General features: G+C 66.9%; 13 protein-coding genes and 3 tRNA genes. 7 read left to right on the forward strand and 9 right to left on the reverse strand.

The annotated features are described in order from the left end of the window. The first annotated feature begins 7 nt into the window (after nucleotides 1–7). From D3H34_RS13150 to D3H34_RS13160, 3 genes are read left to right on the forward strand one after another with little or no spacing between them, the layout of a single operon-like run. Nucleotides 8–2,383, forward strand: coding sequence for a fimbria/pilus outer membrane usher protein (locus tag D3H34_RS13150; protein WP_205736720.1), 2,376 nt, complete (start codon nucleotides 8–10; stop codon nucleotides 2,381–2,383). Next, the gene (locus tag D3H34_RS13155; RefSeq protein WP_119553902.1) at nucleotides 2,371–3,351 is read left to right on the forward strand and encodes a Csu type fimbrial protein; all 981 of its coding nucleotides are present in this window, start codon (nucleotides 2,371–2,373) and stop codon (nucleotides 3,349–3,351) included. The genes D3H34_RS13150 and D3H34_RS13155 overlap by 13 nt, the downstream gene beginning before the upstream one ends. A 22-nt stretch (nucleotides 3,352–3,373) precedes the next feature. Continuing rightward, nucleotides 3,374–3,595 (forward strand): hypothetical protein, encoded by a 222-nt coding sequence (locus D3H34_RS13160; RefSeq protein WP_119553903.1) that lies wholly within the window; start codon nucleotides 3,374–3,376, stop codon nucleotides 3,593–3,595. Nucleotides 3,596–3,787: 192 nt separating this feature from the next. Here D3H34_RS13160 and D3H34_RS13165 read toward each other — a convergent pair. From D3H34_RS13165 to folC, 9 genes are all read right to left on the reverse strand, one after another. Beyond that, nucleotides 3,788–3,864, reverse strand: a tRNA-Asp gene (locus D3H34_RS13165). Nucleotides 3,865–3,933: 69 nt separating this feature from the next. After that, nucleotides 3,934–4,009 (reverse strand) — tRNA-Glu (locus D3H34_RS13170). Nucleotides 4,010–4,060: 51 nt separating this feature from the next. After that, nucleotides 4,061–4,136: transfer RNA gene (locus D3H34_RS13175), tRNA-Ala, on the reverse strand. Between the two features lie 36 nt (nucleotides 4,137–4,172). Then, the gene (gltX, locus tag D3H34_RS13180; protein WP_119553904.1) at nucleotides 4,173–5,561 is read right to left on the reverse strand and encodes a glutamate--tRNA ligase; all 1,389 of its coding nucleotides are present in this window, start codon (nucleotides 5,559–5,561) and stop codon (nucleotides 4,173–4,175) included. Continuing rightward, nucleotides 5,558–6,790, reverse strand: a complete 1,233-nt coding sequence (locus D3H34_RS13185; protein ID WP_119553905.1) for an O-succinylhomoserine sulfhydrylase — start codon at nucleotides 6,788–6,790, stop codon at nucleotides 5,558–5,560. Before D3H34_RS13185 ends, gltX begins: the two co-directional genes overlap by 4 nt. 12 nt (nucleotides 6,791–6,802) lie before the next feature. After that, nucleotides 6,803–8,305: an amidophosphoribosyltransferase gene (gene purF, locus D3H34_RS13190; RefSeq protein ID WP_119553906.1), complete on the reverse strand. Its 1,503-nt coding sequence runs from the start codon at nucleotides 8,303–8,305 to the stop codon at nucleotides 6,803–6,805. A gap of 12 nt (nucleotides 8,306–8,317) precedes the next feature. After that, nucleotides 8,318–8,803 (reverse strand): CvpA family protein, encoded by a 486-nt coding sequence (locus tag D3H34_RS13195; protein WP_056571675.1) that lies wholly within the window; start codon nucleotides 8,801–8,803, stop codon nucleotides 8,318–8,320. Nucleotides 8,804–8,838: 35 nt separating this feature from the next. After that, nucleotides 8,839–9,723, reverse strand: a complete 885-nt coding sequence (locus D3H34_RS13200; RefSeq protein ID WP_119553907.1) for an SPOR domain-containing protein — start codon at nucleotides 9,721–9,723, stop codon at nucleotides 8,839–8,841. Nucleotides 9,724–9,785: 62 nt separating this feature from the next. Next, entirely contained in the window at nucleotides 9,786–11,093 is a 1,308-nt protein-coding gene (folC, locus tag D3H34_RS13205; protein ID WP_119553908.1) for a bifunctional tetrahydrofolate synthase/dihydrofolate synthase, read from the reverse strand. Between the two features lie 36 nt (nucleotides 11,094–11,129). Between folC and D3H34_RS13210 the strand changes: the two genes are divergently transcribed. The 4 genes from D3H34_RS13210 (at nucleotide 11,130) to argG (ending at nucleotide 13,988) form a co-directional block, all read left to right on the forward strand. Next, complete coding sequence (locus D3H34_RS13210; RefSeq protein WP_119553919.1) at nucleotides 11,130–11,483, forward strand: ArsC family reductase; 354 nt, start codon at nucleotides 11,130–11,132, stop codon at nucleotides 11,481–11,483. A 58-nt stretch (nucleotides 11,484–11,541) separates the two neighbouring features. After that, the gene (locus D3H34_RS13215; protein WP_119553909.1) at nucleotides 11,542–12,177 is read left to right on the forward strand and encodes a hypothetical protein; all 636 of its coding nucleotides are present in this window, start codon (nucleotides 11,542–11,544) and stop codon (nucleotides 12,175–12,177) included. A gap of 128 nt (nucleotides 12,178–12,305) precedes the next feature. Further along, the gene (ppnP, locus tag D3H34_RS13220) at nucleotides 12,306–12,632 is read left to right on the forward strand and encodes a pyrimidine/purine nucleoside phosphorylase (protein WP_119553910.1); all 327 of its coding nucleotides are present in this window, start codon (nucleotides 12,306–12,308) and stop codon (nucleotides 12,630–12,632) included. Nucleotides 12,633–12,647: 15 nt separating this feature from the next. After that, nucleotides 12,648–13,988 carry an argininosuccinate synthase gene (gene argG / locus D3H34_RS13225; RefSeq protein WP_119553911.1) on the forward strand — a complete coding sequence of 447 codons (1,341 nt, stop codon included), beginning with the start codon at nucleotides 12,648–12,650 and terminating at the stop codon, nucleotides 13,986–13,988. Nucleotides 13,989–14,079 lie beyond the last annotated feature (91 nt).

A 14,079-nucleotide genomic window follows, 5' to 3' on the forward strand; every position in this document is an offset into this window, starting at 1 on the left:
GCGATCCGTGCACGCAGCCAGGGCCTTGCTGGCCCTGCTTGCGCTGGCGCCGACCGTCTCATCCGCACAGGCAACGCCCGCTGCACCGGCTGCGTCCACTGCGCCGGGCGCGATGGCGCTGTACCTGGAGGTCACGCTCAACGGCACGGCGCGTGGATTGCACCCGTTCCACATGCAGGGCGGCGCGCTGCGGGCGTCTCGCGCGGTGCTGCGCGAACTGGGTTTCGATCCGCCCGAAGGCGGCACCGATGGGATCGCGCTGCAGGATCTGCCCGGCGTGGTGGTCAGCTACGACGCCACGCGCCAGCAACTGAGCCTGACCGCACCGCTGGCGATGTTGCGCCTGCCCACCGCCACGGTCGGGCAGGCCACCCCGGCCGCCCAGCCGCTGAGCACGTCCACCGGCCTGCTGCTGAACTACGACCTGTACGGCACGCAGGGCGCGGGCCGCAATGCCAGCCTGAGCGCCTTCGGCGAACTGCGCGCCTTCCGCGGCAACAGCGTGCTCAGCAACACCTGGCTGGTGCAGCGCACGCGCGGCGACACCGGCTGGAAGGACCAGTCCGTGCGGATGGACAGCACCTGGAGCCTCTCTTTCCCCGACGACCTGCTCACCTTGCGCGTGGGCGATACCTTCACCGGCGCGGTGTCGTGGTCGCGCGCGACGCGCATCGGCGGCATCCAGCTCGCGCGCAACTTCGGCCTCCAGCCCTACCGCCAGACCGCGCCGCTGCCCAGCTTCATCGGCTCGGCCACGCTGCCTTCCGATGTGGAACTGTTCATCGACGGCATCCGCCAGTACAGCGGCCAGGTGCCGGCGGGCCCGTTCCAGCTCAACACGCTGCCGCGCATCAACAGCACGGGCAACGCGCAGGTGGTCGTAACCGACGCGCTGGGCCGCGCCACCACGCTGAGCTTCGCGCTCTTCGACAGCAGCCGCCTGCTGGCCCCCGGCCTGAGCGACTGGACCGTGGACCTGGGCGTGGTGCGCCGCAACTACGGCCTGCGCTCCTTCGACTACGGCCGGCAGCCGGTGCTCACCGGCACCTGGCGCCGCGGCATCAGCGACAGCTTCACGCTCGAGGCCCACGGCGAAGCCACGCACGGGCTGGTGCTGGCCGGTGCCGGCGGCGTGTGGCAGCTGGGCGCCGCGGGCACGCTGTCGGCGGCGCTGTCGGGCAGCCGGCACGACGCCCACGACGCCCACGGCGCAGACGACGCAAACGGCAGCCGCAGCCGTGGCGGCACGCAGACCAGCCTGGGCTACCTCTGGCGACAGGATCGCCTGTCGATCGGACTGAACGGCACTCGCACCCAGGGCGACTACCGCGACGTGGCGACGGCCTACGGCTCTGCGCCCGCCAAGGGCAGCGCCAGCGCGAGCATCGGCTACGACGCGGGCGGCTTCGGCAACGTGAGCTTCAGCTACCTCTACCTGCGCCCTGCAGCACAGAGCGCATCGCGCTATGTCAGCATGAACTGGTTCCGCTCGCTGGGGCGCGCGACCTCGATCTCGGTCGGCATGAACCAGAACCTGGACAAGCGCAGCGACCGTGGCGTCTTCGTCAGCCTGAGCTGGTCTTGGGACACGAGCAGCAACCTGAGCGCCAGCGTGCAGCGCAGCGGCGACCAGAAGACGATGGGCACTGTCAGCGCCCAGCACTCGCCTTCGGGCGAAGGCGGCTGGGGCTGGCGCGCCACCGCGCGCACCGGCGGCGACATCACGGGCGGCCAGGCCGAAATCAACTACCTCGGCCCGTACGGCAGCGCACAGGCCGGCGTGAGCGACATGGGCGGCAGCCGCGCCAGCCGCTACGCCTACGCGGGCGCCAGCGGTTCGCTGGTGCTGATGGGCGGCGGCGTGCTCGCCGCGCGGCGCATCGACAACGCCTTCGCGGTGGTCGACACCGACGGCGTGCCCGACGTGCCCGTGAAGCTGGAGAACCGCCCGGTGGGCCGCACCGATTCGCGCGGGTTGCTGCTGGTGGTGCCGGTGAATGCCTACCAGAACAACAAACTGGCGATCGACCCGATGGAGTTGCCCGCCGACATGCGCATCGAGCGCGCCGAGACCCTGATCACCCCCGCCGACCGGTCAGGTGCCCGGGCACGCTTCGGCATCACGCCCGTGCGAGCCGCGCACGTGGCGCTGCTGGACGTGCAGGGCCAGCCCCTGCCACTGGGCAGCAGGGTGCAGGTGAACGGCCAAGCCGGCGGCGGTGCCGTCGTGGGCTATGACGGCTGGGTGTACCTGGATACGCTGGACGTGCGCAACACCCTGGCCGTCCGCACACCGGACGGCGCAGCGTGCCGGGCACAGTTCACGTGGCAAAGACCCGATGGAGGTGGTGTGCAGAAGGAGCGTTTGACATGTGTGCCTTGAGATTCGCGAGATTCGTGTCGGCGCTGGCGTTTGCGTGGCTGCTCGGCATGAGCGCCGCGCATGCGGACCCGAGTTGCTGGGTCGCCAGTCAGCCCAGCCTGGCCTTCGGCACCGTGACCGCTTCATCGGCCGCGGACACCAACGCCACCGTGGGCTTCACCTGCCAGAACGACACCGGCCAGACCATGTACATCAACTACTGCGTGTACATCAACCAGGGCAACGAGATCGCCGGCTACGCCCCGCGCTACATGACCAACTGGAACGGTTCGCAGATGGCCTACAACATCTACGCCGATGCGACCCGCAGCAGCATCGTCGGTCCGCCGCCCGGTGGGGGCACCTACGGCTACGTGAACAGCACCTACGTGCTGCCAGCCGGCAGCGGCAACGTCGCGATCAACATCCCGCTGTATGGCCGCGTGCCATCCGGCCAGTCGCTGGCGGCGGGCAGCTACCAGGCCAACATCTACAACTCCCAGGTCGTATGGGGCATGAAGAGCGGCAACGCGCCCGACAGCTGCACCGCGAGCTCGGCCAAGTACAGCGGCACGACAACGTTCTACACGCAGGTCACGGCCAACTACTCCAGCGCCTGCGCCGTCAGCGTGACGGCCACCGACCTGAACTTCGGCAGCGCCAGCTCGCTGGCGTCGGCAGTCAACGGCACGGCCGCCATCACGATGGCCTGCCCGCCCAGCACCTCCTGGAAGGTGGGGCTGAGCAATGGCGCGAATGCCTCGGGCAACCAGCGGCGCATGGCCGGCGGCACGGGCGACTACATCGGCTACGAGCTGTACCGCGACGCCGCACGCTCGCTGCGCTGGGGCAGCTCGGCGGGCGTCGATACCGTCGATGGCAGCGGCAATCCCGGCAGCAGCATCCCGGTCTATGGCCGGGTGCCGGCGCAGGGCAACGTGACGCCGGGCAGCTACAGCGACACGATCACGGTCACGATCACATATTGAGGGGCCGGCTTCGGCTCACCAGTTGTTGGGCAAGGTCTGCGGCGCATCGAACAGACGCGAGACGATCGACCGCAGCAATCTTGTGGGCTCGTTTCTCCTGCTCGGCAACTTGCAGAGGCAGCAGCTCACGAAACTGACGCTGATGACGACTGCGGAGAAGTGCACGCAGGCGATCGACATGGAGTTCGTCGAGCACTGCTCGCTTCAGCATGGCCGGCCAAGAGGCCTGAGCGACAAGCTGTAGGCGAAGCGCAAGCAACAACAGAAGAGCTACGCTGCACGCGGACAGCGAGATGGTCGCGCACTAAGACCACCACCAAGAGGAAAAGGCCACTCCAGCGGGCCACCATATTCCAAGATCCCGAGAAGCAAATTCCAAAAAGAAAAACGGGTCACAGTCTTTCGACTGTGACCCGTTGATTTCATTACCAAAATTTGGCGGAGTGGACGGGACTCGAACCCGCGACCCCCGGCGTGACAGGCCGGTATTCTAACCAACTGAACTACCACTCCTGGTAGACAACGTTCGCTCCTTGCGGAACCGAGTGTTGACAACTCGTGCCTGCTTCACCGAAGTGAAACTGGCGACCCTACGGGGATTCGAACCCCGGTAGCCACCGTGAAAGGGTGGTGTCCTAGGCCTCTAGACGATAGGGTCAAAACCTTGGACGTGCTGCGATCAGCATCTCTAACCTACTCGACACTTTGATGGTGGAGGTAAACGGGATCGAACCGATGACCTCTTGCATGCCATGCAAGCGCTCTCCCAGCTGAGCTATACCCCCGTGTGGGTGTCGAGCCTCGAATTATAGCCCGATTTTTCAGGCCTTTTTCAATCGTTCGATAACTTTTTCGCGGGAAAAAATTTCGAGGACTGAATCGAGGGACGGTGTCTGCGATGTTCCCATCACAAGCACTCGTACTGGCATCGCTAACACTGGCATTTTTAGTGCGTGTGTCGCGAGGACTTCCTTGATGATACCTGCGATTGAGGCCTTATCCCACGCAACCGTCATCAATTTTTCAACGAGTGTTGCGATTGCAGGCTTCACTGCATCAGTGATGTGCTGCGCGCGATCTGCATCGGTGACTTCGATGTCTTCGTAGAACGCAGCAGCCCATCCAGCGAGAGCCACAGTGGTGTCGCAACGGTCCTTGAACAGCGCGCAGATCGCGGGCAAACGCTCGTCGGCAGCGATGCCTCGCTTTTGCAACTGCGCTGCAACAAGCGGTGCGAGTTCATCGCCGCTCTTTGCCTTGATGTACTGCGCATTGACCCACTCGAGCTTGGCTGCATCCCACTGCGCGGGGCTCTTCGACAGGTGCGAGCCATCGAACCAGCTCACCATCTGCTCACGCGTAAAGAGCTCGTCGTCGCCGTGGCTCCAGCCGAGGCGCGCGAGGTAGTTGAGCATGGCTTCGGGCAAGTAGCCGTTGTCCTCGTAGGCGGTGACGCTCACCGCGCCGCGGCGCTTCGACAGCTTCTGGCCGTCGTCACCGAGGATCACAGGCACGTGGCCGAACTGCGGCAGCGTTGCACCAAGCGCGCGGAAGATGTTGATCTGCCACGGCGTGTTGTTAATGTGCTCGTCGCCACGGAACACGTGCGTGATGTTCATGTCCCAATCGTCGACCACCACCGCGAAGTTGTAGGTGGGCACACCGTCGGGCCGCAGGATGATGAGGTCATCGATCTCACGGTTGTTGATGGTGATCTCGCCCTTGACGAGGTCGTTCCACGTGACGTCGCCTTCCGGCGGATTGCAGAAGCGCACCACGGGCGGTACGCCTTCGGGCACGGGCGGCAGCACCTTGCCGGGCTCGGGACGCCAGCGGCGGTCGTACAAGGTTTTCTCGTTGCGCGCGCGTTGCGCCTCACGCATCTCTTCGAGTTCAGCGGGCGTGCAGTAGCAGTGGTAGGCCGTGCCGGCCGCGAGCATCTGCGCGATCACTTCGCGATAGCGTTCCAGGCGCTGCATCTGATAGACCGGGCCTTCGTCGTAGTCGAGGCCGAGCCAATGCATCGACGCAAGGATCTGGTCGGTCGAGTCCTGCGTGGAGCGAGCCACGTCGGTGTCCTCGATGCGCAGCACGAACTCGCCACCGTGGTGACGCGCGTAAGCCCACGAATACAGCGCGGTGCGCGCCGTGCCGAGGTGAAGAAAACCCGTGGGGGACGGTGCGATGCGGGTGCGTACTTTGCCGGTCATTTCTTGTCTGAATTCAGGGTGCTCAGGCCGCGTGCGATGTCGGCCTTGATGTCTTCGACGTGCTCGAGGCCCACGGCCAGGCGGATCAGCCCCTGGCCGATGCCCGCCGCCTGGCGTTGCGCTTCAGTCAGCCGTCCGTGCGACGTGGTGCCAGGGTGCGTGATGATGGTCTTCACGTCGCCCAGGTTGGTGGCGACGCTCACCACGCGCGTGCTGTTGATGACGTGGAACGCGTTGGCGCGCGCGGTCTCCGGCGTGTCGCCGACCACGTCGAACGACACCACCGCACCGCCCTGCCCCGACTGCTGGCTCATTGCCAGGTCGTGCTGCGCATGCGAGGTCAGGCCCGGGTAGTACACACGCGCGATGCCGGGCTGCTTCTCCAGCCACTGGGCCACGTCGAGCGCATTGGTGCCATGCGCCTTCATGCGAACGCCCAGCGTTTCCATGCCCTTGAGCACGACCCACGCGTTGAATGGCGACAGCGCCATGCCGGCGGTGCGCACGATGGGGCCGAACACATCGACGATGAGCTTCGACGGGCCGCAGATCGCGCCCGCCATCACACGGCCCTGGCCGTCGAGATGCTTGGTGCCGGAGTGGATGACGAGGTCGGCGCCGAGCGAAGCCGGTCGCTGCAGGATCGGCGTGCAGAAGCAGTTGTCGACCGCCAGCAGCGCCCCTGCGGCATGCGCCAGGTCGGCCAGCGCACGGATGTCGCAGACCTCGGTCAACGGGTTGGTCGGTGTCTCGGCGAAGAGCAGCTTGGTGTTCGGCTTGACGGCCGCGCGCCACTCGGCCACGTCGGTCTGCGAGACGAAGGTGGTCTCCACGCCGAACTTGGCGAACTCCTTGCCGAACAGGTTCAGCGTGGAGCCGAACACCGAGCGCGAGCAGATCACGTGGTCGCCGGCCTTCAACAGGCCCATGCACATCATGAGGATCGCGCCCATGCCAGTGGACGCGCCGATGGCCGCCTCGGTGCCCTCGAGCGCGGCGATGCGCTGCTCGAAGCTGGTCACGGTGGGGTTCGAGGTGCGCGAATAGGTGTAGCCCTGCTCCGTGCCCGCGAAGCGGCGCATCGAGGTCTCGGCGTCGGGCTGCACGAAGCCGCTGGTGAGGAAGAGCGCGTCGGAATGTTCGCCGTACTGGCTCGGCGCCAGGCCCGTGCGCAGCGCAAGCGTGTCGGGGTGCAGGCCCGGCGGAAGGGGGCGTTCGTTGTCGGTCACTTCAGCACTCGCTCATTCGCTGGGGTTGGGAAGTGCCAGGCGCGACGAGTCTTCCTCGGTTTCCTCGACACGCGGACGGTTGCCGTTCATGCGCGAGATGGCATCGGTGTCGATGTCGCCGGTCACGTAGACGCCGTCGAAGCACGAGGCGTCGAAACCGGCGAGCTTCGGATTGAGCGAGCCGATGGCACGCTTCATGGCGTCGACGTCCTGGTAGATCAGCGCGTCGCAGCCGATGAGCTCGCGAATTTCCTCGACGGTGCGGTCGTGCGCCACGAGTTCGTCCTTGGTCGGCATGTCGATGCCGTAGACGTTGGGATAACGCACCGGCGGCGCGGCGCTGGCCAGGTACACCTTGCGGGCGCCGGCGTCGCGCGCCATCTGCACGATCTCGCGGCTGGTGGTGCCGCGCACGATCGAGTCGTCGACCAGCAGCACGTTGCGGCCCTTGAACTCGCTGCCGATCACATTGAGCTTCTGGCGCACCGACTTCTTGCGAACGCCCTGCCCCGGCATGATGAAGGTGCGACCGACGTAGCGGTTCTTCACGAAGCCTTCGCGGTACGGAATGCCCAGCAGGTGCGCGAGTTGCGTGGCGCTCGGGCGGCTCGATTCGGGGATCGGGATGATCACGTCGATCTGGTTCGGCGGCACGGTCGAGACCACGCGCTTGGCCAGCGTTTCGCCCAGATTCAGGCGCGCCTGGTAGACCGAGATGCCGTCGAGCACCGAGTCGGGACGCGCGAGGTACACGAACTCGAAGATGCACGGATTGAGCGACGCACCTTCGGCGCATTGCATCGAGTGCACGTTGCCTTCGAGGTCGATGAACACGGCTTCGCCCGGCTCGATGTTGCGCTCGAACACATGGCCCGAGCCCTCGAGCGCGACCGATTCGCTGGCCACCATGACGGTGCCGTCGGCGCTGCGGCCCATGCACAGCGGACGGATGCCGTAGGGGTCGCGGAAGGCCAGCAGGCCATGGCCGGCGATCAGCGAGACCACGGCGTACGAACCACGCAGGCGCGTGTAGACGTTCTTGACGGCGGCGAACACCTCGGCCGGGTGCAGCGGCACGCCGCGCGAGGAACGCTCGATCTCGTGGGCCAGCACGTTGAGCAGCACTTCGGAGTCGCTCTCGGTGTTGGTGTGGCGGTGGTCGGTGGAGAACAACTCCGCACGCAGCGCGTGCGCGTTGGTCAGGTTGCCGTTGTGCACCAGCACGATGCCGAAGGGTGCGTTCACGTAGAAGGGCTGCGCCTCTTCCTCGCTGTAGGCGTTGCCGGCGGTCGGATAGCGCACCTGGCCCAGGCCGACGGTGCCCGGCAGCGCGCGCATGTTGCGGGTGCGGAACACGTCGCGCACCATGCCCTTGGCCTTGTGCATGAAGAACTTGCGTTCCTGCAAGGTCACGATGCCGGCCGCATCCTGGCCGCGGTGCTGCAGCAGCAGCAGCGCGTCATAGAGCAGCTGATTGACGGGTGCGTTGCTGACAACGCCGACGATTCCACACATGAACGATTCCTCTCAGGGCAGGTAGCTTGCCAACTTTTCAGGCAGCGAGGGTTTGAGGCCCTGCAATGCCGCATCGAGAACAATGGCGCTGCGCGATTCGTGCCACCAGGCACTGTCGCTCAACGCCAGCAAATGAACAACGACGGCCAGCACGAGCAGGGCCACCGCCCCCCGTGCCGCGCCGAACGCTGCTCCCAAAATCCGGTCCACCGGCCGCAGGCCGACCGCGGCGATCAGCTTGCGCGTGAGCGCTGCCGCCAGCCCCACGCCGAACGCCACCGCCACGAACACCAGCACGAAGGCCAGCGGGTAACGCCAGGTGGCCTGCGGGTCGCCGAACGGCAGCCAGGCCGCCACGTCGGAGGCCACCCACTGGGCCACGAGGAAGGCGGCCACCCAGCCGATCAGCGAAATCACCTCGAACACCAGGCCGCGCACCAGCCCGAACAGCATCGACAGCACGATGAGCGCGATGGCGATCCAGTCAAGCAGGGCCACGGCAATGAACTACAGGCGGCGGGCGATGAACGTGCTTACAACGTGAGGATGGCCGCGGCCAAAGACAAGCCTTTGACCCGGTCCGCGGCCTTCTCGGCCTCGGCGCGCGAGGCGAACGGCCCGACACGCACACGCGTGCGCTCGCCGTCGGCCGTCTTGGCGACGTGCACATAGGTCTTGAGGCCGGCGCGCTCGAGCTTCTGGCGCACTTCGCGCGCCTTGTCGGCGTCGGCGAAGGCGCCGACCTGCACGACGAAGCGGCCGTTGTCGTCGGCGGCCGGCTTGGGCGCGGCGGCGGGCGGCTTGCCTTCGAGCAGCGCACGGGCGCGCGCGCCGTCGTCGGTGCTCGCGGCGGGCTTGGCGGGTTCCGGCTTCGGCTTGGGCTCGGGTTTCGGCTCGGGCTTCTTCGGTTCCGGCTTGGGTTCCGGCTTCGGCTCGGGCTTGGGCTCAGGTTTCGGCTCCGGCTTGGGTTCGGGCTTCTTCGGCTCCACGGCAGGCTTGGGCGCCGCGGGTGCAGGCGTGGTGGCAGGCACGGTCGTGCCCGGCTCGATCACGGTGCCGTCGGCGGTCTCGGTGATCATGCCGCCGGCCGATGAGGCTCCGGCCACACGGGAGCTGCCATCGGACGAGGCAGAAGGCGCGCTGCTGGTCGCGGGTGCCGGCGTGGTGGGCACGGGCAGCGGCTTGGCCTTGTTGCGGTCGGGGATCTCGATCGGGATGTCGACCGGCACGGGACGCGGCTGGGTATCGAACAGCAGAGGGAAGCCGATCACGCCGACCAGCACCAGCACCGCCGCACCGAGCAGCCGATGGCGCGCACGCCGGCGCATGGATTCGACACTTTCCGCCGGCACCGCCGCGGGGGCGCTGCGTCCTTCGTTGCCTTGTGGGCCGCGCGTGCGGAACTTGAAAAACGCCATGAAGTTCGATCCCTGGAGGAGTGCAGCGAGGTGGTGCCCGATGGGTCTGGACAGCCCGACGATCAGCCGCCTGGCAGCAGGTGTTTGGCTTGCAGCCGGGGGGTGCCGTTTTCGAGGACGCCACCCACGGTGAAGAACGATCCGAAGACCACGATTCTATCAGTGGCACCTGCCTGCTCGATGGCTGCGCGCAGGGCCTCCATCGGGCTGCCGTACACGCTGCCCGAGGTGTCGGCGCGCTTGTTCTGCGCCTGCCAGGCCGCCAGCAGATCGGCCGCCTTGGCGGCGCGTGGCGTGGGCAGGTCGGTGAAATACCAGCGGTCGATCAGCGGCCCGATGCGCGCGAGGATCGGCGCGAGGTCCTTGTCGGCCATGACGCCGAACACGCCGTGCGTGGTGGGCGAAAAGCCCATGGCATCGAGGTTCTCGGCCAGCGCGGCGACGGCGTGGGCGTTGTGCGCCACGTCGAGCACCAGCGTTGGCTCGCCCGGCACGATCTGGAAGCGGCCCGGCAGCTCGACCATGGCCAGCCCGTTGCGCACCGCCTGCGCAGTGATCGGCAACTGCGGACGCAGCGCCTCGAGCGCCGCGAGCACGCCCGCCGCGTTGAGCAACTGGTTGGCGCCGCGCAGCGCCGGATAGGCCAGCCCGCTGTAGCGCCGTCCACGGCCCGACCAGCCCCACTGCTGCTTGTCGCCCGAGACGTTGAAGTCGTGCCCGAAGCGCCATAGGTCGGCGCCGATGGCGTTCGCGTGGTCGATGACGCTTTGCGGCGGCACCGGATCGCTCACGATCGCAGGCTTGCCGGCACGCAGGATGCCGGCCTTCTCGAAACCGATGCTTTCGCGGTCGGGGCCGAGGTATTCCATGTGGTCGAGGTCGATGCTGGTGATGACCGCGCAATCGGCGTCGATGATGTTCACCGCATCGAGCCGGCCGCCCAGGCCGACCTCGAGGATCGCCACGTCGGGCTTTTCCTGGATCATGCAATGCAGGATGCCGAGCGTGGTGAACTCGAAGTAGGTCAGGGCCATGTCGCCGCGCGCCTTCTCCACCACTTCGAAGCTTGCTATCAGTTTTGAAGCATCGACAGCTTCGCCCTTGAGCCGCAGCCGCTCCTCGAAGCGCACCAGATGCGGCGAGGTGAATACGGCCGTGCGGTAGCCCGCGTGTGTGAGGATCGATTCGAGCATGGCGCAGGTCGAGCCCTTGCCGTTGGTGCCCGCCACCGTGATGACGGGGCAGTCGAAACGCAGGCCCAGACGCTGCGCCATTTCTTTGGCGCGATCGAGCCCGAGTTCGATCTTGTCGGGGTGCAGGTGCTCGGCGCGCGCGAGCCAGTCGTTCAGGGTTTCCATGGAGGCCGGCATTGTCGCCGACCCGCCGCTCGGGGCATCATGGCGGCCATGACAACCCTATACGGCATCCCGAACTGCGACACCGTCAAGCGCGCCCGCGCCTGGCTCGACGACCATGGCGTGGCCTACGCCTTCCATGACTTCAAGAAACAAGGCGTGCCCGAGGCCGAACTCGACCGCTGGCTGAAAGCTCCCGGCTGGGAGGCGCTGGTCAACCGCAAAGGCACCACCTGGCGCAAGCTCGACGAGGCCACCCGCGACGCGGTGATCGACGCCGCCTCGGCCCGCCCGGTGCTGCTGGCCAACCCCAGCCTGATCAAGCGGCCGGTGGTCGACTGGGGCCCGAAAACCGGCGTAACGACCGGTTTCGACGCGCAAGCCTGGGCTGTGAACGCCGTGTAAACCCCGGAACCCCGTCCCGCGGGCCGGCCTCCAACCCCGATCTGCAGGAGAGAACACCATGAACAGACACGTTTTTCGCATCCTCACGGGGCTTTCGGCGGCCGGCCTGCTGGCCACGGGCGCCAGCGCCGTGCAGGCCCAGCAAGTGGTCCAGGCCCGCGTGATTTCCGCCACGCCGATCCGCGAAACGACCGGCAGCGACGTCAGCTACAACGTCACCTACGAATACCAGGGCCGCCAGTACACGACCCGTACCACCAGCCGGCCGGGCGCCACCATTCCGATCCAGGCCAGCGCCTATGGCGTGACCACCATGCCCGTCCAGCCCCAGTCGCAACTGCAGCCCTACCCCGTCGAGGCCAACAACGGCCAGCCATACCAGGAGCCGTACCCGCAGGCGCAGTATCCGCAACAAGGCGGCGGCTCCCCATGGGACAACGTCGTGCCGGAGCCCGGCGTGGTGGTTTCCAATGCGCCCGCGCCGGTCTACGCGCAGCCGGCCCCGGTGTACGCCCCGCCCGTCTACGTGCAGCCGGCCTACACCTACCCGTATGCACAGCCTTACGTCTATCCGCCGGTCGGCATCTCGCTGAACCTCGGCTACTCGCGCGGCTGGGGCGGCGGCTACTACCGCGGCTACCGGGGCGGCTATGGCTACCGCGGCTGGGGTGGTCATCGCGGCTGGCACCACTGAGCGAGTTCCCCCACGGCGGACCGGCCCGCCCGAGCCCCTAAAATCGTGGGCTTCTCCAACCCCGGGGTGCCGTCGCGGCGGCGTGTCCCCGATCCGCCGAACGCGCAGGCGCCGGCGCCATCCATCCAATGACGACGACTACCGACACCATCAACAGCGCCGCAGTGGCCACCAAGGCCAATGTGTATTTCGACGGCAAGTGCGTGAGCCACAACCTCACGCTGGCGGACGGCACCAAGAAATCGGTCGGCGTGATCCTGCCGTCCACCCTCACCTTCAACACCGGCGCACCTGAAATCATGGAAGGCGCCGGCGGCAGCTGCGAATACCAGCTCGCGGGCACCAGCGAATGGATCGCCTCGGGCCCCGGCCAGAAGTTCAGCATCCCCGGCAACTCCAGCTTCCAGATCCGCGTGACTGGCGAGCCCTACAGCTACATCTGCCACTTCGGCTGAACCGGAACCCCAGACATGTCGACCATTCTCCAAAACGTTCCCGCCGGCCAGAAGGTCGGCATCGCCTTCTCGGGCGGCCTGGACACCAGCGCGGCGCTGCACTGGATGAAGCTGAAGGGCGCCGTCCCTTACGCCTACACCGCCAACCTCGGCCAGCCCGACGAGCCCGACTACGACGAGATTCCGCGCAAGGCGATGCTCTACGGCGCCGCGAACGCGCGCCTGATCGACTGCCGCGCGCAGCTGGCCAACGAAGGCATCGCCGCCCTGCAGGCCGGCGCCTTCCACGTGACCACCGCCGGCGTCACCTACTTCAACACCACGCCGCTGGGCCGCGCCGTGACGGGCACCATGCTGGTGTCGGCCATGAAGGAAGACGACGTCCACATCTGGGGCGACGGCAGCACCTACAAGGGCAACGACATCGAGCGCTTCTACCGCTACGGCCTACTGACCAACCCCGCGCTGAAGATCTACAAGCCCTGGCTCGACCAGGTCTTCATCGACGAGCTGGGTGGCCGCGCCGAAATGTCGGCGTTCATGCAGAAGGCCGGCTTCGCCTACAAGATGTCGGCCGAGAAGGCCTACTCGACCGACTCGAACATGCTCGGCGCCACGCACGAGGCGAAAGACCTCGAGCACCTGAACAGCGGCATCCAGATCGTGCAGCCCATCATGGGCGTGGCCTTCTGGAAGGACGAAGTCGAAGTCAAGCGCGAAACCGTGTCGGTGCGCTTCGAAGAAGGCGTGCCCGTGGCGCTGAACGGCGTGCGCTACACGAACCTGGTCGACCTGATCCTCGAAGCCAACCGCATCGGCGGCCGCCACGGCCTGGGCATGAGCGACCAGATCGAGAACCGCATCATCGAGGCCAAGAGCCGCGGCATCTACGAGGCCCCCGGCCTCGCGCTGCTGTTCATCGCCTACGAGCGCCTGGTCACCGGCATCCACAACGAAGACACCATCGAGCAGTACCGCGACAACGGCCGCCGCCTGGGCCGCCTGCTGTACCAGGGCCGCTGGTTCGATCCGCAGGCCATCATGCTGCGCGAGACGGCGCAGCGCTGGGTGGCACGTGCCATCACCGGTGAGGTGACGGTCGAGCTGCGCCGCGGCAACGACTACTCGATCCTGAACACCGAGTCGGCCCACCTCACGTACAAGCCCGAGCGCCTGAGCATGGAAAAGGTCGAAGGCGCGTTCACGCCGCTGGACCGCATCGGCCAGCTCACGATGCGCAACCTCGACATCGTCGACACGCGCGAGAAGCTCGCGATCTACACGCAGGTCGGCCTGTTGTCGTCGGGCGAAGGCGCCTCGCTGCCGAAGCTGGCGAACGACGGCGACGCCAGCTGATCGATCGATCCCCCTGCCCTTGCCACTCGCAAGGGCCGAAACGACAGCGGGCCCCTCGGGGCCCGTTTTCTTTGTGAGGTGCGTCGACCTC

This window comes from Acidovorax cavernicola, assembly GCF_003581445.1.

Coding starts and splice junctions, on each gene's coding strand:
- gltX (WP_119553904.1), bottom strand. CDS start 5,561: ATGACCGGCAAAGTACGCACCCGCATCGCACCGTCCCCCACGGGTTTT.
- D3H34_RS13200 (WP_119553907.1), bottom strand. CDS start 9,723: ATGGCGTTTTTCAAGTTCCGCACGCGCGGCCCACAAGGCAACGAAGGA.
- D3H34_RS13155 (WP_119553902.1), top strand. CDS start 2,371: ATGTGTGCCTTGAGATTCGCGAGATTCGTGTCGGCGCTGGCGTTTGCG.
- ppnP (WP_119553910.1), top strand. CDS start 12,306: ATGACGACGACTACCGACACCATCAACAGCGCCGCAGTGGCCACCAAG.
- D3H34_RS13210 (WP_119553919.1), top strand. CDS start 11,130: ATGACAACCCTATACGGCATCCCGAACTGCGACACCGTCAAGCGCGCC.
- purF (WP_119553906.1), bottom strand. CDS start 8,305: ATGTGTGGAATCGTCGGCGTTGTCAGCAACGCACCCGTCAATCAGCTG.
- D3H34_RS13215 (WP_119553909.1), top strand. CDS start 11,542: ATGAACAGACACGTTTTTCGCATCCTCACGGGGCTTTCGGCGGCCGGC.
- argG (WP_119553911.1), top strand. CDS start 12,648: ATGTCGACCATTCTCCAAAACGTTCCCGCCGGCCAGAAGGTCGGCATC.
- folC (WP_119553908.1), bottom strand. CDS start 11,093: ATGCCGGCCTCCATGGAAACCCTGAACGACTGGCTCGCGCGCGCCGAG.